The sequence below is a fragment of the Sutcliffiella sp. NC1 genome (assembly GCF_027594365.1).
In the GTDB taxonomy this organism is placed as follows: domain Bacteria; phylum Bacillota; class Bacilli; order Bacillales; family Bacillaceae_I; genus Sutcliffiella; species Sutcliffiella cohnii.
The window spans coordinates 431,555-454,539 of record NZ_CP115153.1; the positions used below are offsets into that span (position 1 = coordinate 431,555).

General features: G+C 37.5%; 16 protein-coding genes and 1 riboswitch. Of the genes, 15 read left to right on the forward strand and 1 reads right to left on the reverse strand.

All coding sequences use genetic code 11. The annotated features are described in order from the left end of the window. The first annotated feature begins 1 nt into the window (after nt 1). The 14 genes from O1A01_RS02200 to O1A01_RS02265 all read left to right on the forward strand — a co-directional run bounded on the left by O1A01_RS02200 (nt 2) and on the right by O1A01_RS02265 (nt 17,454). The gene (locus tag O1A01_RS02200; protein WP_270065453.1) at nt 2-3,187 is read left to right on the forward strand and encodes a hypothetical protein; all 3,186 of its coding nucleotides are present in this window, start codon (nt 2-4) and stop codon (nt 3,185-3,187) included. 11 nt (nt 3,188-3,198) lie between these two features. Further along, nucleotides 3,199-3,948: an SDR family NAD(P)-dependent oxidoreductase gene (locus O1A01_RS02205; protein WP_066420709.1), complete on the forward strand. Its 750-nt coding sequence runs from the start codon at nt 3,199-3,201 to the stop codon at nt 3,946-3,948. Between the two features lie 207 nt (nt 3,949-4,155). Next, on the forward strand, nt 4,156-4,707 hold the full coding sequence (locus tag O1A01_RS02210) for an RNA polymerase sigma factor (protein ID WP_333482922.1): 552 nt from the start codon (nt 4,156-4,158) through the stop codon (nt 4,705-4,707). Beyond that, the gene (locus tag O1A01_RS02215; RefSeq protein WP_270065454.1) at nt 4,700-5,011 is read left to right on the forward strand and encodes a hypothetical protein; all 312 of its coding nucleotides are present in this window, start codon (nt 4,700-4,702) and stop codon (nt 5,009-5,011) included. Before O1A01_RS02210 ends, O1A01_RS02215 begins: the two co-directional genes overlap by 8 nt. After that, nucleotides 5,001-7,217 (forward strand): carboxypeptidase regulatory-like domain-containing protein, encoded by a 2,217-nt coding sequence (locus tag O1A01_RS02220; RefSeq protein WP_270065455.1) that lies wholly within the window; start codon nt 5,001-5,003, stop codon nt 7,215-7,217. Before O1A01_RS02215 ends, O1A01_RS02220 begins: the two co-directional genes overlap by 11 nt. 508 nt (nt 7,218-7,725) lie before the next feature. Continuing rightward, nucleotides 7,726-7,838: riboswitch (SAM riboswitch) on the forward strand. 197 nt (nt 7,839-8,035) lie between these two features. Beyond that, complete coding sequence (locus O1A01_RS02225) at nt 8,036-9,037, forward strand: aliphatic sulfonate ABC transporter substrate-binding protein (protein WP_270065456.1); 1,002 nt, start codon at nt 8,036-8,038, stop codon at nt 9,035-9,037. Then, entirely contained in the window at nt 9,037-9,882 is an 846-nt protein-coding gene (locus tag O1A01_RS02230; RefSeq protein ID WP_066420719.1) for an ABC transporter permease, read from the forward strand. Before O1A01_RS02225 ends, O1A01_RS02230 begins: the two co-directional genes overlap by 1 nt. 11 nt (nt 9,883-9,893) lie before the next feature. Then, nucleotides 9,894-10,628, forward strand: coding sequence for an ABC transporter ATP-binding protein (locus O1A01_RS02235; RefSeq protein WP_066420720.1), 735 nt, complete (start codon nt 9,894-9,896; stop codon nt 10,626-10,628). Between the two features lie 18 nt (nt 10,629-10,646). Next, nucleotides 10,647-12,404: an acetate--CoA ligase gene (gene acsA / locus O1A01_RS02240; RefSeq protein ID WP_270065457.1), complete on the forward strand. Its 1,758-nt coding sequence runs from the start codon at nt 10,647-10,649 to the stop codon at nt 12,402-12,404. Nucleotides 12,405-12,778: 374 nt separating this feature from the next. Next, nucleotides 12,779-13,660 carry a ribokinase gene (gene rbsK, locus O1A01_RS02245; RefSeq protein ID WP_270065458.1) on the forward strand — a complete coding sequence of 294 codons (882 nt, stop codon included), beginning with the start codon at nt 12,779-12,781 and terminating at the stop codon, nt 13,658-13,660. A gap of 49 nt (nt 13,661-13,709) precedes the next feature. Next, nucleotides 13,710-14,627, forward strand: a complete 918-nt coding sequence (locus O1A01_RS02250; RefSeq protein WP_066416203.1) for a nucleoside hydrolase — start codon at nt 13,710-13,712, stop codon at nt 14,625-14,627. A 67-nt stretch (nt 14,628-14,694) separates the two neighbouring features. Then, the gene (locus O1A01_RS02255; protein WP_084380425.1) at nt 14,695-15,540 is read left to right on the forward strand and encodes an MBL fold metallo-hydrolase; all 846 of its coding nucleotides are present in this window, start codon (nt 14,695-14,697) and stop codon (nt 15,538-15,540) included. A gap of 245 nt (nt 15,541-15,785) precedes the next feature. Further along, nucleotides 15,786-16,547, forward strand: a complete 762-nt coding sequence (locus O1A01_RS02260) for an RQC-minor-1 family DNA-binding protein (RefSeq protein ID WP_066416208.1) — start codon at nt 15,786-15,788, stop codon at nt 16,545-16,547. Between the two features lie 190 nt (nt 16,548-16,737). Further along, on the forward strand, nt 16,738-17,454 hold the full coding sequence (locus O1A01_RS02265) for a response regulator transcription factor (RefSeq protein ID WP_066416211.1): 717 nt from the start codon (nt 16,738-16,740) through the stop codon (nt 17,452-17,454). Here the strand turns inward: O1A01_RS02265 and O1A01_RS02270 are convergent. Then, nucleotides 17,442-17,591, reverse strand: coding sequence for an anti-repressor SinI family protein (locus tag O1A01_RS02270; protein ID WP_084380427.1), 150 nt, complete (start codon nt 17,589-17,591; stop codon nt 17,442-17,444). The two genes, O1A01_RS02265 and O1A01_RS02270, sit on opposite strands and share 13 nt — an antisense overlap. Before the next feature lie 113 nt (nt 17,592-17,704). Between O1A01_RS02270 and O1A01_RS02275 the strand changes: the two genes are divergently transcribed. After that, nucleotides 17,705-22,888: an ATP-binding sensor histidine kinase gene (locus O1A01_RS02275; RefSeq protein ID WP_270065459.1), complete on the forward strand. Its 5,184-nt coding sequence runs from the start codon at nt 17,705-17,707 to the stop codon at nt 22,886-22,888. The last annotated feature ends 97 nt before the right edge of the window (nt 22,889-22,985 follow it).

Genomic DNA, 22,985 nt, shown 5'->3' on the forward strand with positions numbered 1-22,985 from the left:
GATGTACGAGTTGACTAGTAAAAGTACGTTTGAAATGGAAAATTATCAGGAGTTAGCACCTTTTTCTAGTTTTTTACCTGGGATTGCTGGTGTTAATGGAATTCCAATGTGGGTTTTTTATGTGAACAGAGGGCAAGGGATTGCTAGTTTTGGAATCGGTGATAAAAATCATGCGATGATGGAGTTTATGCCGGCAGATAAATCATATCAGCACGTTCCACAGCAAGGCTTCCGAACATTTTTGAAGGTGATAGAGGAAGACGGAAAGGTAACATTTCTGGAGCCGTTTTCTGCACAATCATCCATCGGTTCTTCTATTCATGAAAAGATGACAATTTCTGAAAATGTCCTCGAATTAGAATATGTACACGCCGACATAGGGTTAAAGCTGAATGTTGAATATTTTATTTTACCAGAGGAAGCTTTTGCAGGACTAGTTCGTCACGTAACAGTAACGAACCTTACTGATAAAAAGAGAGAGATTGAGATACTCGATGGACTACCTGCACTATTCCCATGTGGCGTTCCGAATGGGGCTTATAAAGAGTTAGGTAATACGATAAAAAGTTGGTTTGATGTCGTATATGTAGATGAGAAAATTCCTTTTTATCGATTAAGAGGAAGCATTGAAGATTCTTCGGAGGTTAGAGAAATTCATCAAGGTAATTTTTATGTTAGTTTTTCTCGAAGCCAACAACATGGTGATCAAATGATAAAACCAATTGTTGATAGAGATATTATATTCGGAACAGATACGTCATTACGAGTACCTCGTTTGTTTTTACAGCAATCTGTACATGAACTTTTACAACAGCCTCAACAATCAACGAATAAAGTATCAGCCGGTTTTTCAGCAGGAGCGGTAAAACTAGCTCCTCGTGAAACTTTTGAATTTTATACTGTAATTGGTCATGCGAAAAATGAAGAAATTGTAAAGTCTTCTGTAAAAGATATACTATCGATCTCGATGCTAGAGGAAAAAAAAGAGCGAGCAAGAACGATTACTCATGCGATTACGAATAAAATAAAGACTCGGACAGGAATGCCATTGTTTGATGCCTATGCACAACAGAGCTTCCTGGATAATGGATTACGTGGTGGCTTCCCTCATGTATTTGAAAATGGAAAACAGAAAAAAATATATTACTTATTCTCTAGGAAGCATGGAGACCTAGAAAGGGATTATAATTTCTTTTCCATTAGTCCTACCTACTATTCACAAGGTAACGGGAACTATCGAGATATTAACCAAAATCGTCGTTGTGATGTGTTTTTTGAACCTAAAGTGGAGAATTTTAACGTTCAGCAATTTATGAATTTAATCCAATTGGACGGTTATAATCCATTGTCTGTAAAGGGTGTACGTTTTCAGTTAATGGATGCATTTTCACACGAATCGTATGTACAAGATGAAACGAGTAAAGAATTACTTTCTCATTTTTTCAAAAACAGTTTTACACCAGGTGAACTAAAGCATTTCGTAGATGAAGAAGGACTGGAGTTGACAACGTCGTTTGAACAATTTTTAACGGACGTATTGTTAGCATCATCGGAAGAGCAACAAGCAGAATTTGGAGAAGGGTATTGGATGGATCACTGGACTTATAACCTTGATTTAATAGACAGTTATTTGTCTATATACCCTGATAAGGAACAACCGTTTTTCTTGCAAAAAGAGTATAAGTTTTTCGAAAGTCCTGTACGAGTGAAGACTAGGAAAGAGAAATATGTTGAACGAAATGGGAAGGTAAGGCAGTACGATGCAGTAGAAAAGATAAAACGGAAGCTAGAAAAAGCGCGTGCTAATGATGGAGTGTTATGGATTAAAGGTCAGTACGGAGACGGAGAAACGTATTATACAAGTTTATACTCTAAACTATTTATCTTAGGATTAGTAAAGGTTTCTACGATGGCTCCGTTCGGACTTGGTATTGAGATGGATGGTGATAAGCCGGGATGGAATGATTCCTTAAACGGTCTACCAGGAATGATAGGAGCAAGCACTTCCGAACTATTTGAGTTAAAAAGGTTGTTAGATTTGTTATTTCATGTAAATGTGAGTGGAACAGAAAAAATTTCTTTACCAATAGAGGTGGATACATTTTTACGTCAAGCGATAGAAGAAGTGCAGTTAGTTGATTGTCATTCAGAGGAGAGTGAGCAACGTTACTGGAACAGCATCTCTACGTTAAGAGAAAACTATCGTGAAGCAATATATCATGGAATTAGTGGAGAAGAGGTTGTTTACTCACTAGATGAAGTAAAAGATTACGCAACAAAATTATTGGGACGTGTAGAACAAGGGATCAAACGAGTAGAGTCATATCGTGACCCGCTTATTCCAACTTATTTTTACTTTGAGCCGAAAGTAGAAATCGGAGAAGAGTTTGACCTTTCTTCAATTGAATGGAAACCAACTGCTGTTACTCCGTTTTTAGAAGGTGTTGTGAAACAGTTAAAAACAACAGACGATCAGGCAAGGGCAAAAGAGCTGTACGATATCGTTAAAGCTTCTAACATTTATGATGAAAAGCTTCAAATGTATAAAACATCAATGAGTATAGCGGAGGAGCCTTTAGAGCTTGGACGAGCGAAGTCGTTTACTCCAGGATGGTTAGAAAACGAATCGATTTTTTTACACATGGAATATAAGTATTTATTAGCAACGTTGAAAGCTGGATTAATAGATGAATTTTTTGAAGATATGAAGACCGCGCTTATTCCGTTTTTAGACCCAGCGGTGTATGGAAGGAGTCCATTAGAAAACTCCTCCTTCATCGCAAGTAGTGCTAATCCGAATCCAGCACTACACGGTCGTGGCTTCGTTTCGCGTTTAAGTGGATCCACTATTGAGTTCATGAACATGTGGTTTGTAATGATGGTTGGAGAAAAGCCGTTTTTTGTTCAAAACGGTGAATTAGTTTGTCACTTGTCTCCAACATTACCAAACTGGTTATTTGATGAAAATGGTGAAGTAACGTTCACGTTTCTTGGTCATACCGAAGTAACATATGTAAACAAGAACAAGGGTAATACGTACGGGGGAGATGGTGTTTCACCGACATCAATGGAACTCGAGCTAATAGATGGAACGAAGAAAAAGGTAGAAGATAGCAAGGTAGTTGGAGAGCTAGCTGTTTCCATTCGTAAAGGGAAAGTACAAAAAATTGCAGTGGAATTGAAATAAGGAGTTATTATATGACGATTTTACAGGGGAAGATTGCTTTAGTTACTGGTGGTTCAAGAGGTTTAGGAAAAGGTATTTCAACTATACTAGCAGAAGCAGGAGCAACAGTTATTGTTAACTATGCACATAATACTACGGCAGCGGAAGAAACTGTTCAAATTATTATGGATGCAGGTGGAAAGGCGATTGCTATTCAAAGTGACATAACAAATGAAGAAGCTGTGAAACAACTGGTGGTAGAGGTGAAAGAAAAACTTGGGGGAACGATAGACATCCTTGTCAATAATGCTACAGGACCACAACCGGAGTTATCATTAGAGGAAATCACGTGGGAAGATTATTTGGACCAATTAAACTTTTTTGTCAAAGCACCTTTGTTTCTACTTAAAGCAGTATTACCTGGAATGAAGGAAAAAGGAGAAGGGCGTATTATTAATATAGGTAGTGAAGTAATAACGTTAGGCAATCCTAATTTTTCATCTTATGTTACTGCAAAATCTGCTCAACTTGGGATGACTCGCTCATGGGCAAGTGAGTTAGGCCCGTTTGGAATTACTGTTAACATGTTAAATCCAGGATTTGTGCCAGTCGAGCGGCATGAGGGAATAGATGCAAGTGGATATGCTAAAAATGTTCCATTAAGAAGAGTGGGACTGCCTAGTGACATTGCTTCAACCGTATTGTTTTTAGCATCCAATCAATCAAAGTTTATAACAGGTCAAACCATTACGGTCAATGGTGGGAATACGTATGGTATATAACTAGAATGCTTAAGGCATGAGAACTAAACGTTTTCATGCTTTTTTGTTTGTTATGGAGACGGAACTTCTCACATTATTTTAACTATCCCTTATTAAAGGACCTAAACTAACATTTTCGGAGTAATAAAAATATGTAAAAAAAAATGCAACTTTTCCCCTTTAGCCGTCATCTACATAGTAGAATCAAAAAGAAAGAGGAGGTGAGCCGTGTTGAATGTTGTGGATCGGTTACGAGCTGGTGAGGAATCAGCATTAGTGGAGTTAATGCAATTGTATGGAGATTATTTAACACGAACCGCGTACTTGTTAGTTAAAGACCGCCAATTATCGGAGGAACTTGTTCAAGATACATACGTTCTAGCATATAAAAGAATCGATCAGCTGCATGATAATGACAAAATAAAGAGCTGGCTCACTTCCATTATTATGAACCTGGCCAGGTCACATATGAGAAAATGGAGCTTTAAAAATGTATTATTAACTTTTGATTCTACCCCACTAATGAGTAAAGGTTCGCCAACAGACGAACTGGAACAAAAGCTACTAAATGTAATGGATAACAAGCTGATTTACAAAGAAATTCAAAACTTATCCTACAAGTATAAAGAAATAATCGTCCTATTTTATTATAACGAATTGAAAACGAACGAAATTGCCGAGTTGCTGAAAATGAAAGAAAACACGGTGAAGTCTAGGTTGAAAAGAGGCCGTGTTCTATTAAAGGAAAACTTATTAAAAGGAGGCTATGAACATGGGTAGAGAGAAAGTGTTGATGAAAAAGAAACTTGATGAAGAGCTAAACGATGTGACATTTACTAGACAAAATCAAGTTCTTTTAAAAATAGAGAAAAAAAGTTTTCGAGAGAAGATGGACCTATTATTAAATAAAGATATAGAAATAAACATCATTCCTGTATCTCTTGCTATCATGCTAATCGCCCTTCCACTGAGCTACGGAATCGTTAAAAATAGTAACGTGTCAGAGAGAAAAATGATTGAAATTGCTGGAAGCTATTACTGGGAAGACGAGTTAGAAGGGAGGCTGAAAATCGATGAAGATTAAATTGAAGGTAAAGCATCTGTTAATAACAATAGTAGTATTCTTGACAGTGACGCCGTTGTTGTTTATTTTCATTAAGCCTCAAATAGAATACGTAATTACTGATTATAAAATTAGAAACGGAAAACCAGTAGAGAAAAGTCAGGTCGTTTATTTACTGGACGAAGCGGAAATTTTTAAAGGGTCAAAACTAGCGCTTATCCGAAACTATGTGATGGAATATTCTAACACAGGATATGATGTGCTCGTTGGTCCACATATGTACCAAGTTAACTACGGTTACGAAGGCGAAAAGCTGTCTGAGGAAGAAAGAATGCATTATTTACAATTTTATTTAGAGGAAGCCCCGATTGATGGATACTATACGGAAGCTGCGAAACTAGTTATTGAATACTATATTAGAGTCGGAAATGAAGAGAAGTCAGAGCAACTAATAAATGATACGCTAAACAAAGTGAGTGAAAGCTATTACCTCGATGAAGTGTATTTGGAGCAGCTTAAATGGTATGTGACGTTTCGCCCGCTTGATGAAGTGGAGCAATTCATCAAGTTGTTAGAAGGTAAAATAGAAACTAACAATTATATGTTAGGAGAGCTAGCGAAATTAGAGGCGAAGGCATATATAGCCGAAGGAAAGTATGAAGTGGCATTATCGAAACTTTCAGATCGAATTCGTCAGTCCGATGAAATGGTAGCAGGACTAGAAGAAGATATAGAGGATGGTTTTGAAGCATATAATCCTGGGGATGAGCTTCGTACATTAGAGGCTTCCCTTAAAAAAAGTTTTGATAATGGAGAGCTCGTTGTTGGCTCTATTGCGGGTAAAATAGCGCGCTCTGATGGTAGCCCTGTTGCGGGTGCCGTCGTTATATTAAGAACGGAACATAATGCAGGGTACGGAATGCGGTTCAAAGATGAACTTTATCAAGTATATACAGATAGTGATGGAAACTATCAATTTCCACAAGTTATGCCAGGGCGCTATCAACTGTTTTTAGGGTTACAACTAGAACAAGTTGATGGATGGGCAGTCGGAAATCGGAAAGAAACGTGGGTGCACGTAAAAAACGGCGAGCATACGAGTTATGATATGACCTTGAATCCGTTAATTGAAGTCCAGTCACCTATAAACGACGAGAAAATTACAACAGACGAGATAACTTTTCGTTGGGATAGAGTGGAGGGAGCTGACTATTACCAATTAAATATCGGATATTCCTTTGACGAAGGTAGTATAATGAGCGGCTCGTTAAAGGGGGATATTCAAGGGGAAACGATTACGATTTCAACAGAAGAATTATACAATCGAACAATTGGAACATATTACGAAGATCCAGATCATCCAACAGATCCGCGTTCAATCCTTGCCTTATCGAATCCAAATATTCGTATTCTCTGGTCAGTAGATGCCTTTAGAGAAGATGGGGAATTTATTACTAGAAGTAGCGGCTACAGATTAGATGAAGAAAGGATCGGAAACTTACCGTTCTTTTACTTGCAGGACCGAGAGCTAACAGAAGCAGATGAGCAATTGTTAGATTCGAAGTGGGAAGAAGCATATGAAACGTATGAAAAAAGCTATGCGAGCAACCCAGATGACCTTCATAGTTTACGGATGTTGTATAGGTTAGCGGAAGTGAAAAAGGAAGGTAAATATTTAATCGAACTAGCGGAAAAAACAAAAGATCCACATATTATTTTTGAAGTAGTTCGCCAATATTATCGCGTTGGTAATTGGGGCGAATATATGAAATGGTACGAAAAGTACGAGGCTGTTTCAAATGGCGGAGAAGATGCTTTTGAACTTTCCATTCACGGAACGGTTTTAATGACACTTGGAAAGTATGAAGAAGCTAGAAGCGTGTTTCAGGAAGCAATGAACAAGGATAACTACAATATGTACGTAGGTAACTGGATTGCACTAGAACTACTAGACAATAACCAGTTTGCAAAAGCATTAGAAGTAGCTAAAAACTATCCAGAAGAAAATATTTACGAAACGAGCACAGACTGGGAATCACTCTTAAAAGATATGCAGCAAGAAAGCAAAGGGAAGGAACAATACGTTCAAACTCTACAAGAGGTCATCCAATTTGTACTAGAAAACGACGAGAAAAGCTTAAGCGAATGGAGACAATCTACAGACTACCAAGAGATGAGAAAGTACATTTACCAATTAGGAGAATTATATATAAATAAAAAAAGGTAAAAAATAATGTGTGGACAACGGGACAGACACCGTGGACGGAGGGACAGGTCCCACGTCCACACAGAAAATGGAAAATATGGGCGGGGGAATAGGTTGGAGACGACTTTCGTAAATGCCTACAATTATCCCACGTCCACCATGTCGCGAAGCTCTTTTTCCTATAAAGGAGAAGGAGTTTTTTTGCCTACAAAAAATAGTGAAATAGCATTTTTTTCTCTAAGATGACATATAGTAAGAACCATATAGGTCTAACTACTTCTGACGATTAATGTCAGATTGGTGCTCTCATAGGGAAATCAGAGGATTAAGATTGGCTCTAGCATAAGTGTTTTTATCATGCTAGAATAATAAATTTCCAATATATGTGTGGACAAGGGACCTGTCCCTATGTCCATAACTTTGAAAATTTGAAATATTTTATTAATTGTTTGACAGGGTAAATTTGGCTGTGTTATATTCGTATTAACTTAATTAAACATAGCGACAATGCGTTAATTGAATAAAGTATTTCTTATCAAGAGTGGTGGAGGGACTGGCCCTATGAAACCCGGCAACCGATTTTCTTTTTTAGAGAAAACACGGTGCCAATTCCTGCAGAGTATTTACTCTGGCAGATAAGAAGAGATGGATGATATTTAAAACCCTCTTCTTATGAAGTGGGTTTTTTATTGTTTAAATAAGTCGCTATGTAAGGCAGGTTAGTAAAGAAGGTGGTGAAAGTTATAGGAAGAAAAGAAACTGACACTAGTTAGCCAGGTGACAAAAGGAAAGTCAAGTTCTTCATCCGACCAAAAAAATAAGGAAAGAGGGATTAAATAATGAAAACAAGAAAGAATGGGATATTTCTAGCTATAATACTGAGTATTTCCATCGGTTTACTTAGCGCTTGTGGTCAAACGGCAACTGGAGAGAAGAAGTTAGAGAAAATTAGGCTTGATTATGCTTTTTATTCACCAACGAGTTTAGTTTTAAAAGAATTTGGATGGTTAGAAGAGGACCTAAAAGATGAAGGCATTGAAGTGGAGTGGGTTCAAAGTCTTGGTAGCAATAAAGCGCTAGAATTTTTAAATAGTAATAGTATTGATTTTGGTTCAACGGCGGGTGCAGCTGCACTTATTGCAAAAGCAAACAATGCTCCGATTGAGTCCGTTTATATTTATTCGAAACCAGAATGGACGGCGCTCGTTACACAAGGTGAGACCGAGCTAACATCAGTCTCTGACTTAAAAGGGAAAAAGGTTGCTGCAACGTTAGGAACAGATCCACATATTTTCTTACTTCGTTCACTAGCTGACGCTGGATTAAAGCCGACAGACGTTGAGATCGTCAATTTGCAGCATGGAGACGGGGCGTCTGCGTTAGTATCTGGTCAAGTAAGTGCTTGGGCAGGGTTAGATCCACATATGGCAGTACTTGAAGTGAAGAATGGAACAAGTTATATATATCGGAATACAGAATTTAATACGTATGGAACGCTAAACGTACGTACGGATTTTGCCAAAAACTATCCAGAACATGTGGAAAAAGTAATTGAGCTTTACGAACAGGCGAGAGCTTGGACAATCGAAAATCCAGAAGAAGCGGCTAAGATTCTAGCAGAGCAAGCCCAGTTAGACGCTGCGGTTGCCAAACTACAACTATCAAGAAATGATTTTTCTAATCCAATTCCTAGTGAGGTTCAAGTGAAGGCTCTTATTGAAGCGGGAAAAGTTTTACAGACTAGTGGAATTATTGACTCGAACGTTAACGTTGAAAAATTGGCGACCGAACTCATTCAATCCACATTTGCTACAAATGTCATTAAATTGGAGGATGAATAATGGCACAACAATCAGGAAGTAATTATGTAAAGCCACTTCGTTCGACTTTTAGAGTACGGTTTCCTATTCAACGAATTCTTCAAGCTTCTAAGTCTGTTTTTATTGGTAGCGTTCTTCCTATTTCACTAGTAATCGCTTGGGAGGTATTGAGTAGAGTAGGAGTTTTTCCTCCTCATTTACTTCCAGCTCCTTCCTTAATTATTCAAAAGATAGTGTCAATGATTCAGGATGGGAGTTTATGGGGACATATTGGCATTACGTTAACAAGAGTTTTTGCGGGCTTTTTGCTTGGAGCGGTATTTGCAATTTTGCTTGGAGCGATAGTCGGCTTTTATAAACTAGCGGAGCAATTGCTCGACCCAATCCTTCAAGCATTTCGCTCCATCCCATCATTAGCCTGGGTTCCACTATTTATTTTATGGTTGAGCATAGGAGAGACTTCCAAAATTACATTAATAGCCGTTGGAGTGTTTTTTCCGGTGTATTTAAATATTGTTAGTGGGATTAAAGGGGTAGATCGTAAGTTAATTGAAGTGGGGAAAATATATGGATTTACTACTTACCAATTAATTAAAAATATAATTTTGCCTGCATCACTTCCTTCATTTTTAGTTGGTTTAAGAAGCGGATTAGGTCTAGGTTGGATGTTTGTCGTTGCGGCCGAGTTAATGGGTGCAAGTAGTGGTCTTGGCTACTTATTAGTATTTGGTCAAAATATGAGTTCTCCCGATCTTATCATTGCAAGTATTATCTTATTTGCTTTAATTGGGAAAATATCGGACGCATTGTTAAAGGGCGTGGAAAAGAAAGCGTTACATTGGCAAGATAGTTTAACGAACCAATAGGGGGTGAAGGCGTGCTTTTATCAGTCAAAAATAGTAGTAGAAAATTTGATAATGGAAATGTTGCTTTTACGGATGTAAGTTTTACGGCTAATAGTGGAGAAATTGTCGGCTTACTCGGAACGAGCGGATGTGGAAAAAGTACTCTTCTTCGTACGATATCTGGCCTTGATAAAGGGTATACAGGCAATATTTCTATTCATGAAAAAGAAGCGAGAGATAACAATGAAAATATCGGGTTTATGTTTCAAGAACCGAGACTAATGCCATGGTTAACTGTATTAGAGAACGTAGTCTTTGGTATGAAAGGGAAAAAGAATTGTAAAACAAACGAGGCGATGAATCTACTAGCGCAAGTCGGTTTAAAAGGGTTTGAGCATCACTACCCGAAGGAATTATCTGGAGGCATGGCTCAACGGGTTGCCATCGCAAGAGCCCTCATCACCTCACCGGAAATACTGTTGTTAGACGAACCGTTCAGTGCGTTAGATGCTTTTACAAAAATGCAGCTCCAAGACCTATTGTTAACAATATGGGGTAGAAAGAAAGCAACGATGTTATTAGTAACCCATGATATTGACGAAGCACTCTATCTTTGTGATCGACTGTTAGTTTTTAGAGGGCAGCCAGGTGAGTTATGTGAAGAAATCAACGTTTCAAAAGAAAGGCCTCGTTCTAGAGGAGATGAACAGTTAGCTAAACAGAAGGAAGTCATTTTATCGCTCTTAAATGTAGAAAATTCGAATTAGGAGAGGAAGGGAGTATGTATGAAACTGCGAGAAGCATCTGCGCTTAAACAAGGAGAAGGGGCTTTTAATCTTTCAAACTATGAGGAAGTTTCTAAGCAATTTTCGTGGGATACGATTCATCCTCAATTTAGCTGGCATCGTACGAATAAGGTGAATATGGCTTATGAATGTATAGATCGCCATGTGGAAGATGGATATGGGGAGAAGATTGCATTAATTTATATGAATGGTCACTTTAAAGAAACGCATACCTTTTCTAATTTGAAGAAGAAAACGGATGAGTGGGGTTATCTATTAAAATCACAAGGTGTGAAAAAAGGGGACCGTGTTTTTGTATTTTTACCAAAGCATCCAGACTGTTATATTGCGGTGTTAGCTGCAATTAAAATTGGTGCGATTGTCGGTCCGTTATTTGAAGCCTTTATGGAGGAAGCAATTTTTGATCGTATGTACGACTGTGAAGCATCCGTTTTGATTACGAACGAGGAATTGTTACAAAGAGTGCCAGTTAGCAAACTACCACATCTTCAATCTATTTACATTACAGACAATATAGAGCATCCAATTGCGAAATCGATTCCAAAATTGGTGGAAGAGGTAAGTGTTAATGGCGAAATCGTTGAATGGGTAGATTTAAATGATGGCATGATCATTCACTATACGTCTGGGTCTACAGGAAAGCCGAAAGGAGTTTTACACGCACATCGAGTGATGATTCAACAATATCAAACAGGACAATGGGTTTTGGATTTAAAAGAGGATGATGTATATTGGTGTACGGCCCATCCAGGTTGGATAACGGGTAGTTCGTATGGGATCTTTGCCCCATGGTTAAATAGGGCAACTATTGTCGTACATGGTGGTAGGTTCGATGCGAAAGAATGGTTTGAAGTACTTGAACGAACAGGGGTAACGGTGTGGTATAGTGCTCCAACTGCCTTCCGTCTACTTATGGATAAATCCGACCTTATTCCTGACTATTCTTTTTCACTACGCCACATTTTAAGTGTTGGAGAACCGTTAAATCCTGAAGTCATTACGTGGGGAGTCGAAAAATTGAATTTGCAGATACATGATACGTGGTGGATGACCGAAACTGGAGCGCAGTTAATTGTCAATTTACCATCTGCAAAAATCAAACCAGGTTCAATGGGTAGGCCTATACCTGGAATTAAAGCAGCGATAATTGATGAAGAAGGAAATACTGTGCACCCCTATGAACTAGGACTTTTAGCGATCAAAAAGGGCTGGCCATCGATGATGAAGGAGATTTGGAAAAACGAGGAGAAATATCATTCCTACTTTGTCGGCGATTGGTACATATCCGGTGATTTAGCTTATATGGATGAGGAAGGATATATATTTTTTCAAGGTAGAAACGATGACATGATTAATTCTTCAGGAGAAAGAATTGGGCCGTTCGAAGTGGAGAGCAAACTAATAGAACATCAGGCTGTTTTGGAAGCAGCGGTAATCGGAAAGCCTGACCGAGTTCGAGGAGAAATTGTGAAAGCATTCATTGTATTGGCAGAGGGGTATGAAGAAACCGAGGAATTGAAAAAGGAAATACAGACCTTTGTCCGAAATAAACTATCTGCCCACGCAATGCCACGTGAAATCGAAATCTTAAGAGAACTACCAAAAACCCAAATCAGCGGAAAAATCCTCAGAAGAGCACTCCGCGAAGACAAAGATGTGGACAGAGGGACAGACACCGTGGACGGAGGGACAGGTCCCTCGTCCACACAGAAACTGGAAAATGGAAGCTGGAGATAGTGAGCTCACTTCTCCATAAATGAACCCAACCATTAAATTATCATGTAGAGTTTTATGCTATTTTGCACTACTATTTGCAGCAAATGATAACATCGCTCGTCAAACGTGAAAGGGACAGAGTTTTGTCCCTTTTTTAGTTTGGTATATAGAGTGTAAGATGACTTTGGAAAACCTATTGAAGAACTAATCTCTTTATTTTTTGGTATACTAATAAACGACTTAGTATCTAATAATAATACCTACTGCAAAATAAGAGTGCCTACAGAGTGTAGTCAATTCTATAAAAAATAGCTACAACCAATGGAATTTCCAAAAAATGTGTGGACGAGGGACCTGTCCCCATGTCCCACCTATGTCCCAAATGAGGTGAGAGTGTGATTACCGTTATTGGTAGTATTAATATGGATTTAGTTGTTGGTACGAACCACGTTCCTGATAAAGGGGAAACGACGTTAGGAACTTCTTTTTCTACATTTACTGGTGGAAAAGGGGCCAATCAAGCAGTAGCGGCTGCAAGATTGGGAGGAGAAGTACAAATGATTGGTGCTTGTGGTACGGATGAGTATGGCAAAATAGCGCTTGCTACATTAAAACAAGAAAACATAAAAACTGATCATTTATTTTTATTTCCTGATGAAACAACGGGCATTGCGTCTATTATTGTATCGGATGCAGATAATCGGATTATTGTTGTTCCCGGGGCCAATAATCGATTAACTCCTAAAGAAATAGACGAAATGAAAGACGAAATTATTAAAAGCAAAATGGTCGTCCTACAGTTGGAAATACCGTCGGAAACTGTTCATTCGATATTGAAACTATGCAACGAACACCACATCCCTGTCGTTTTAAACCCAGCGCCAGTGAATCATTTTAAGCAGAAGTTTATCGATATAGCGACCTATTTAACACCAAATGAATCCGAATGTAAAAGCATTTTTGGCGAAGATATCGAAAAGTCGTTAGAACGTTATCCGAACAAATTAATTGTAACGTTAGGTGAAAAAGGTGCCCGTTTTTATAATGGGGAAGAGCATGTGTTTATAAATGGCTTTAAAACGAAAGCTGTTGATACAACAGGTGCAGGTGATACGTTTAATGGGAGCTTAGCTTATTCCTTAACAGAGGGAAAAAATCTTGAAGAAGCTGTAAAATTCGCTAATGCAAGTGCTTCTTTAGCTGTTGAGAAAAAAGGTGCTCAAACTGGTATGCCTTCATTGGAGCAAGTTTTGAGTAGATTACAAACGAAAAAATAGATTCGGGCTCCTGTCCGAAAATGAGAGAAGAATAATGGAGTGACTCTATATGAAACCAATTATTTTTGATGTTGATACTGGAATTGATGATGCTTTAGCAATGTCCTACGCACTGCATTCCCCTGAATTGGAGCTGCTCGGTTTTACAACCTGTTTTGGAAACGTACCAGTAGATGAAGCGACCCGTAATACACTTGCTGTTTTAGAAAAAGTCGGGAAACACGTTCCTGTTTACGAAGGTGCTGCTCAAATGTTCATTCGTGGGGAGAAGAAGGTATGGGCAAAACATGTTCATGGAGAGGACGGCTTAGGCAACTCCTTGCAACACCACCCAACTACTAAAGCAGAAAGCCAATCTGCCCCTGATTTTATGATTGAACAGGTGAAAAAGCGTCCGCAAGAAATAACTATCATTGCTGTTGGCCCGCTTACGAACGTTGCACTTGCTATACAGAAAGCGCCAGAAATTATTCCCCTCATAAAAGAAGTAATAATAATGGGTGGAGCAGTAACAGTACCCGGAAATGTAAATGCTTTTGCAGAGGCAAATATGATCGCTGACCCAGAAGCAGCCGACTATGTATTCTCTTCCGGATTAAACATCACCCTAGTAGGACTAGATATAACGTTGCAGACGTTATTGCCAAAATCCAAGCTTGCTGAATGGCGTGCTACTGGAAAAGAAACGGCTCAATTTTTTGCAGATATTACGGATTTCTACATAAATTACTATGAATCCTATTATCCTGGAATTGGCGGTTGTGCCCTTCATGACCCACTCGCAGTAGGAGTAGCCATTGATGCAAGTTTAGTGTCAGCGGAATCGATGAACGTTAAAGTTACATTAGAAGGTGAAGAAGTAGGAAGAACAGTCGGTTATCCTGAAGATGAGCCGAAAATTCGTGTTTGTACGAAAGTCGATGCGGCACGATTTTTAGAACACTTTCTTAGTAGGGTAGTAGGCTGAAAAATAGAATGTGCCAATTAACAACAGCTTAGAAATTTATTACGTAATAGAAGATGAGGTCAATTATATGTTAAAAAAACTATCCAATAGAGTTTATTATATGCCGCATTATTCCGAAACAGATCGTCCAGCACTAGGGTTAGTTTGTGGAGATAATTTTAGCGTTATTGTTGATGCTGGAAATTCACCTGCCCATGCAAGGGATTTTTTAAATTTAGTAGAAAAAATGGATATAGCACCAGTTAAGTTTGTCGTCATCACGCACTGGCATTGGGACCATATTTTCGGTATTAAAACGATGGACTTATTAACGATTAGTCATGAAGAAACGAAAAAGAAAATAGATTATTTAAAAACGTTAGATTGGGACGATGCTTCACTAGATGCACGGGTGGAGACAGGTGAAGAAATTGAGTTTTGTAGCGATATGATTAAACGCGAAATGCCAACGAGGGAACATTTAGAGTTACAGGCTCCCAACATCACATTTGATCATAAGGTGGAAATGGATTTAGGTGGTGTGACTTGTGTAGTAGAGCATGTTGGAGGGGTTCACGCACATGATTCTTCAATTATATACATTCCTGATGAAAAAATAATGTTTCTCGCAGATTGCGTTTATCAAGATTTTTATAGTGGTGAATGGAGCTATAATTTGGATGAGCTTCACACGCTTTTAGAGAAAATAAAGAAATACGACACGAACTGGTATGTGCTTGGTCACCAAGATCCGAAAACTCATGCAGAAATGTGGAATTTTTTTGAGGACCTAACAAGCATCGGTGAAATCGTCGGCCAAGAAACATCACTGGAAAAAGCGGTCGCAAAATTTACAGACGTACGAAAAATAAACCCAACCGAAGACCAAATAGAATTCATCCAAAACTTCATAAACGGCAACTTAAAAAAATAAAGGGAAGAGGGACAGGTACCGTGGATGGAGGTCCCTTGCCCCGTTTTGTTAAATTGTGGTAACACTTACTTTCAAAACTTTAAACGGTGGGAAGAACATAGACTCAAAAATTAGGTTATTCACAGACACTTATTATATAGGAACTGTCCCTCATCCCATACGAATAGTTTATACAATTTTTGTAGCTTACTAGAGGAAAGAATGTGTTGTAGAAGGGTCCATTCCATACTGAAAGGAGTATTCTTATGAACAATGCAACTATTAATCACTTATCTAGTGAGGAGATTAAAGTAGTCTTAAGGGCAGCAGATGAAATTATTGCACGGGGTGGTAGGACTCTCCTTGCCAAAATTTTAAAAGGGTCACGAGAAAAAAAGGTACTAGAGTTAGAGTTGGATAAGTGTCCGGTCTACGGTGCATTTCGATCAGAAACATTAGAAGAGATCACGAAGAAAATCGATTGGATGATAGATTATGATTTCTTAGCTATTGAATATAGTGGAAAATTACCGATGATTGTATTTACCGATCGAGGATGGCAAATTGAAGCGGACCAACGAGCGGATGAATTTTTAATAGAATGGGAACAGTGGTTGGATGAAGGAAAGATAGACCCAGAAATGAGCTATTTAAAAGACCGCAACAGAGAAATGATCTTGTTATTTCTTGATAAAATAAAAGAATCAGGGAATAAACAGTTCATTCCTTACTTAGAATTGTGGGAAAAGATTGATTATAAGAAAGTTAGGGCAGAAATTCGGTCAACCATCAAAATTTTAGAATCAGACGAAATAATAGAGCAACAATCAATGAATACAAGGGTGGAATCTATTAATAAAGCCCTCGAGGGATTAGCTCCTCAAGATTTCCTATTGAAATGTTGGGAGTGCGGTGATCGATTTACCTTTACGGTAGAAGAGCAAAAGTTATATAGACAAAAAGGATTTGTTCACCCGAAAAGATGTAAAAGCTGCCGCCGTAAAAAAAGGTATGAAGATTATTTTTGAAAAAAGACGAGTACTTTCTTCTCGTCTTTTTTATCAACTCCATTATTGATACTAGCCCATCCTATACATTGTTTTCCTAAAAATGTGTGAACAAGGAACCACTGTCAAACCCTCTATCCAGTAATGGTTAATAATGGTATAATTTATAGAGTAGTAGTGTTGTAGAGCTATCGGAAAAGAGGTGAAATAGATGTCTGGTGAAAAAGTAATGTTGGTAGAGGATGACAGTGATATTAGAGAGATTTTACAAATGTATCTACAAAAGGAAGGCTACCATATCATTCATGCGGAAGATGGTACGACAGCGTTACGGCTGTTAGATGAGAAAAAGCCTGACGTTATTATTTTAGATGTCGTCCTGCCAGGAATGGATGGATTTGAAGTGTGCCGCTTATTACGTCAAAAGACAAATATCCCAATCCTATTTTTAAGCTCGAAGGAAGATGAGATTGATAAAATACTAGGACATAAAATTGGTGGCGATGACTATGTAACAAAACCATTTAGTCCGGCTCTCGTAATAGCGAAAGTTCAAGGTCATCTTCGCCGTAATCGCCATATCGCTGGACATACTAGCTCAAAAGAGGAAAAGGCAAGCGAAGTGATTGAATACCCAGGTCTACACATAGATAAAGGAAGTTGTGTTGTAAAGGCAAATGGATCACCCGTCCTTTTATCAGCAAAAGAATATCAGCTCCTATGTTTATTAGCGGAACATCCAAATCGTGTGTACAGTGTAGATGATCTTTTTGAACTCATTTGGGGTGAAGAAAGCCTCGGTGATAATCGAACAGTTATGGTGCATATTAGTAATTTACGTAAGAAGATTGAACCAGTATCAGATAAACCTATGTACATTGTAACAGTTAGAGGAATGGGCTATAAATTCATTAGTCATAAAGAGTAACCGTGCCATTTTAAAAAATTATATATTTCTTCAATCGTTAAGCCTAAAGCTCTCGCTTCTAATATTAACGTTACCCATTCACTATCTAGCTCCTGACTAGAATCAATACTAATATGTATACTATTATTGTCCATCATCCAACCTCCATGAGTTAAGCATACGTATATAGTAGTCGAATAACTATAAGTTACGTATAAGGGTTGTTAAAGTTTTGTTAAAGAAATTAGAAAATTCCTAAAGGGTGAGGCAAGTGAGAAGAATACCTGTATTGCCAGATTATAAACTCGTTAACATTGAAATAGAAAATAGTACCTCGATTATGTATAAAGGATATGCTACACGTGAAAATAAACTCATACTACTAAAATCAGCAAAACAGCCCACTCATACTCTTCAAGAAGTCGCATCTCGTATCCATGAATATCACATTACGAAAGATTTAAGGATGGACGGTATAATTAATCCAATAAAATTAGAAAAGCATTTGAACGAACCATATATCATTTTGGAGTATTTTCCCGGAGTAACTTTACGAGAAATGCTTAAAGATAAAAAACAACTAGACCTTTCAAAATTCCTTTCTATTGCGATTAAATTAACAGCTGCACTTATCAACCTACATAAAGAACAAATCATCCACAAAAATATAAATCCAGACAACATCGTTATTCATCGAACAACTGGCCAAATAAAGCTTACAGGTTTTTATTATGCAACAACATTAAAAAAGGAAAATCAACGTCATAATATAACACCAAATGAAATAGAAGGACAGCTACCATACATTTCTCCAGAGCAAACCGGAAGAATGAATCGCTCAGTTGACTATAGGGCGGATTTATATTCTTTAGGTGTTGTATTGTATGAAATGATCACTGGAGAACTGCCTTTTACCTATGAAGAACCTATGGAGCTTTTACATGCACATCTAGCAAAAAGACCTTCCGATCCTATTGATAAAAACGATAGTGTTCCTCAAATTATTTCTGACATCATTATGAGACTTCTTTCGAAAACACCGGAGACCAGGTATAAAAGCGCATTTGGTTTACGGGAGGATCTAAAAAAGAGTAATGACCAACTTCAGTTATTTGGCAATGTGGCACCTTTTCAGCTTGGGCAACATGATCCAGCTGCAACATTCGAACCAGGAATCAAATTATACGGTAGAAACTTGGAGAAAGAGTTGTTACTTAAGGCGTTTGAACGTGTAAGTAATGGCAATGCTGAATTAGTCCTCATAAAGGGACACTCTGGAATAGGAAAAACAGCTCTTGTACATGAGATACAAACTCCATTAGTAAAAGAAAAAGGGTATTTTATTTCGGGTAAATTTGATTTGCTTCAAAGGCAAAAACCATATTCACCAATCCTGCAAGCTTTTAAATCGTTAATGAGACTAATTTTATCAGAAGGTGACGAACGTATTCAAAGTTGGAAAACAAGTATCAAAGCCCAATTGTCCAATAATGAATCAATCATTACATCGATCATTCCTGAGTTAAAATGGATAACAGGGGAAAATTTAGAGGAAAATACGTTAGCAAATAAGGATGCGCATTTAAGGTTTCACTTGATTTTTCAAAAATTCGTAAATGCATTTGCAACAAAGGAGCATCCGTTAGTTCTATTTCTTGATGATTTACAATGGGCAGATACAGCATCACTAGAGCTAATTGAGTATTTGCTTACACATATAGATAGTCGTTACTTTTTATTAATAGGAGCATATCGCCATAATGAAATTGGGATGGATCATCCATTTACAGAAACAATTAACAATTTAAAGAAAGAACGTGTTGTTATTACGGAAATTACGTTAAATCCGTTAGAGGATAGGATATTACTTCAATGGGTAGAAGAGGCACTGATGGATGATGGTTTAGAAACGAGACAACTAGCTCATGTTATGTTCAAGCTTACTCAAGGAAACCCATTCTTCATAATGCAGTTGTTTCAATCCCTTTACAATGACGAATCGATTATGTTTGACGAAGAATTAGGGAAATGGAGCATCCGCTTTGACAGAATTCAAACAACGCTAGAAAAGGAAAATATTATCGATCTAATGATTAAACGAGTTCAACAGCTACCTTTGGAAACTCAAGAGTTATTAAAGAAGGCTTCATGTATTGGCAATGAATTCGACTTAAAAACATTGTCCACTATTTGCGAAAAAGATCTTGCTACAACAGGGGGAATTTTGTGGAGGTCTCTGGAAGCAGGGTTAATTTTACCGGAGGACTCCATCTACAAATGGATATATCCGGATGGAGCCCCACATATTGTGGATCAGCCACCTACATATAGATTTTTACATGACCGGGTGCAACAAGCAGTATACTCTCTCATGACAAAAGAAGAAAAAGAACAGACGCACCTTAAGATAGGTAGGCTGCTCATGATTTTAAGTGCAGAGGATCATCATTTATTTGACATGGTCAATCATTTGAATATTTGTAGAAGCTATTTAAAGGATGAAGAACAACTTGCACTCGTTCAATGGAATGTAAAAGCCGGTGAACAGGCGAAAGAATCAGCTGCCTTTAAAGAATCTCTAGAGTATTTTCAAACTGCTTACGAAATGTTTGGTGCAAGATGGGATACGCATTATAGTTTAACGAAACAGCTAATGACAGGACTTGGGGAATGTTGTTATTTAAATAGTAAGTTTGAGGAAGCAGAATGGACGTTGAATCAAGTATTAGAAAATGTACGAACTAATCACGAAAAATTATCCATCTATAATTTAAAGGTAGTACTCTACACTCATGTCCATCGGGTGGGAGAGGCTGTACAATCTGGAATTGCTGGATTAAGAATGTTTGGATGGAAGATTCACAGAAAACCAAGTAAAGCGTTAATTGCGGTAGAGATATTACAGGCAAAAATAGCCTTACGTAAGAAAAACACAAAAGATCTAATGAAGCTTCCTACGTTAGAAGATCAAGAAAAAATTTTATTATTAAATACGATGATTACGATGAATGCACCAGCCTTTCATGTCGATCAAAATCTTGCAACGATACTAATGGTAAGAGCATTACGTTTTTCTTTAAAACATGGCATGACGGATATAACATCACTAGTATTTAATAATTATGCGCTTATTTTAAGTGCAGGGTTTAATGATTTTCATAAAAGCTATGAGTTTGGCAAGCTAGCAATTGAAGTAGCGGAAAGAAGTGGAAATATCGGATTAAAAGGTAGAACCTATTTTGTCTTTGGCAGTTTTATCAATCATTGGAAGCATCCACTAAAACGTAATTTTAACTATTTAAAGCAGTCTCAGCAATATTGTATAGATGCAGGAAACATCCACCTAGCGGGGGCGAACAGTTCATTTATTTCTATAACCCTTTTCATGATGGGGGAGTATTTATATGACGTGCTTACCGGTATTAAAAATCAACTCAAATTTATTGATAAAATTCGTTACGTTATTTCGAAAGGTTTTTTAAATGAGTTTGTTCAATGGATTGAGGTACTCCAGAATGAACAAGCAACAATGAATTGGGACTTTGAACAAATATTAGACGATGATTCTGCGAAAATTATTCACTACACGATAAGATTACAGCTGTCTTATTTGTTTAATCAGAAAGAATTCGCGAAAGTAGTGATCGACCATTTAGAACCATTAGTAAGTAATCGTTTAACACTCGTTATTATCTCTGAATACTATTTTTATGATGCACTTTGGGCTTCTAGGTTTTATGATGATGTTTCTCTTTTTGAACAAAAAGTACTGTATCGAAAATTAAAAAAGAATGCAAAAAAGCTGAAAGATTGGGCAAAGCTTTGTCCAGAAAATTACCAGCATAAATGGAAGCTCTTAATTGCTGAAATAGCAAGGATAGAAGGAAAGCATAATGGTGCAATTACAAACTATGATGACGCTATCCAGCTTGCAAAGGAAAACAATTTTATTCAAGATGTGGCAATAAGTAATGAGCTTGCAGGCTACTATTATATTTCAAGAGGTTTAGAAAGTGTAGCAAGTGCTTATTTGACAGAAGCATATCGTACTTATATTAAGTGGGGTGCCTATGCAAAAGCAAGGAAATTACGGGAGGGATATGCAAGTTATATTATGAACGTTTCCAATGAAAGAGGGTCTCAGTCATCTCTCTTCGAATTTGATATGAAAGCCAGCTTCCAAGCTTCTCAAGCGATATCAAGTGAAATTATTCAAGAACGATTAGTCCATAAATTAATGGATATAACGATGAGAAATGCTGGAGCAGAGAGGGGAGTGCTTGTACTTGTCAGAGATGCTGAATTACTAGTCGTTGCTATAGCTAACATTGATGGGCAAATAGAGGAATTATCGTTTCAACCGGTGGAAGATTCTAACATCTTTTCTGAAAAAATTGTTCGTTACGTTGCGAAAAGCCAGGAAGCGGTTGTGTTAAACGATGCTAAGATAGAAGGGATTTTTGTTGAAGACCCATATGTAGTTAAAAATAATGTGAAGTCGATTTTATGTTTACCAGCTATATTTAAAGGAAAATTAACTAGTATACTATATTTAGAAAATAATCGAACAACCCATGTATTTACGGAAGATAGAATTAAATTTTTATCGTTTCTTTCAACTCAAGTAGCTATTTCGATTGAAAATGCCGAGCTATATGGAAAGTTAGAAGAGAAGGTAAAAGATCGCACAAAGGAGCTTGAATACGCTAATAAGCACTTGGAACAAATGAATATTGAGCTTGAAAAGTCTGAAGGAGAAAGGCGCCACTTATTTTCTAATATATCTCATGATTTGCGGGCACCTATTGCTTCTGTAAGCGGGTATATACAAGCAATATTAGATAAGTTAATCGATTCTGAAGAGGAACGAGATGCTATTTTAAGAAAGTGTTTACAGCGAGTAGATGGCTTGAATATGATGATTAATGACATATTTGAACTTGCTCAGCTTGAATCTGGACAAACCCATTTTTCGTTTGATTTCGTGCCGATTGACCGTTTGATTAAGCGATATAGTGAACAATTTGAATATGATGTGATTAGAAATGGATTAAATTATACAGTCACGATTGAAGATATTGGCCTGGAGCATTACCCAATGGTTCAAGTAGATGTGAAAAGATTTAACCAAGTATTTTCCAATATTATTACAAACGCGATGAAGCACACGAAAATAGGAGAGATTTCTATTAGTCTTCATTTTAATAAAGACTTGGAAGAGGCATACATATCCATCCAAGATAGCGGAGAAGGAATACAAGTAGAAGATATCCCTTATATATTTGATCGGAATTTTTCCAAATCAAGTGAGGGTAATGGGCTAGGATTAGCTATAAGTAGAGAAATAATACTATTACACAACGGTGAAATTTGGGTGGAAAGTGAACATGGTAAAGGATCAACCTTCTTTATTAAGTTGCCTGTTTTTCAAGTGGATAGTCTAGTTGATGTTTAAATGGATGAGGGACCTGTGTGATAAGAATTTTATTTGATCTTAAACAAACCATTCGTAAATTAATACGAATGGTTTTTGTAAATTTACGGATGGTCAT

Excerpts from the sequence above, each read along its gene's own strand:
- O1A01_RS02255 (WP_084380425.1), top strand. The coding sequence starts at position 14,695 with ATGTTAAAAAAACTATCCAATAGAGTTTATTATATGCCGCATTATTCC.
- O1A01_RS02225 (WP_270065456.1), top strand. The coding sequence starts at position 8,036 with ATGAAAACAAGAAAGAATGGGATATTTCTAGCTATAATACTGAGTATT.
- O1A01_RS02250 (WP_066416203.1), top strand. The coding sequence starts at position 13,710 with ATGAAACCAATTATTTTTGATGTTGATACTGGAATTGATGATGCTTTA.
- O1A01_RS02270 (WP_084380427.1), bottom strand. The coding sequence starts at position 17,591 with ATGATGGACAATAATAGTATACATATTAGTATTGATTCTAGTCAGGAG.
- O1A01_RS02200 (WP_270065453.1), top strand. The coding sequence starts at position 2 with ATGTACGAGTTGACTAGTAAAAGTACGTTTGAAATGGAAAATTATCAG.
- acsA (WP_270065457.1), top strand. The coding sequence starts at position 10,647 with ATGAAACTGCGAGAAGCATCTGCGCTTAAACAAGGAGAAGGGGCTTTT.
- O1A01_RS02220 (WP_270065455.1), top strand. The coding sequence starts at position 5,001 with ATGAAGATTAAATTGAAGGTAAAGCATCTGTTAATAACAATAGTAGTA.
- O1A01_RS02215 (WP_270065454.1), top strand. The coding sequence starts at position 4,700 with ATGGGTAGAGAGAAAGTGTTGATGAAAAAGAAACTTGATGAAGAGCTA.
- O1A01_RS02265 (WP_066416211.1), top strand. The coding sequence starts at position 16,738 with ATGTCTGGTGAAAAAGTAATGTTGGTAGAGGATGACAGTGATATTAGA.
- O1A01_RS02230 (WP_066420719.1), top strand. The coding sequence starts at position 9,037 with ATGGCACAACAATCAGGAAGTAATTATGTAAAGCCACTTCGTTCGACT.
- O1A01_RS02205 (WP_066420709.1), top strand. The coding sequence starts at position 3,199 with ATGACGATTTTACAGGGGAAGATTGCTTTAGTTACTGGTGGTTCAAGA.
- O1A01_RS02260 (WP_066416208.1), top strand. The coding sequence starts at position 15,786 with ATGAACAATGCAACTATTAATCACTTATCTAGTGAGGAGATTAAAGTA.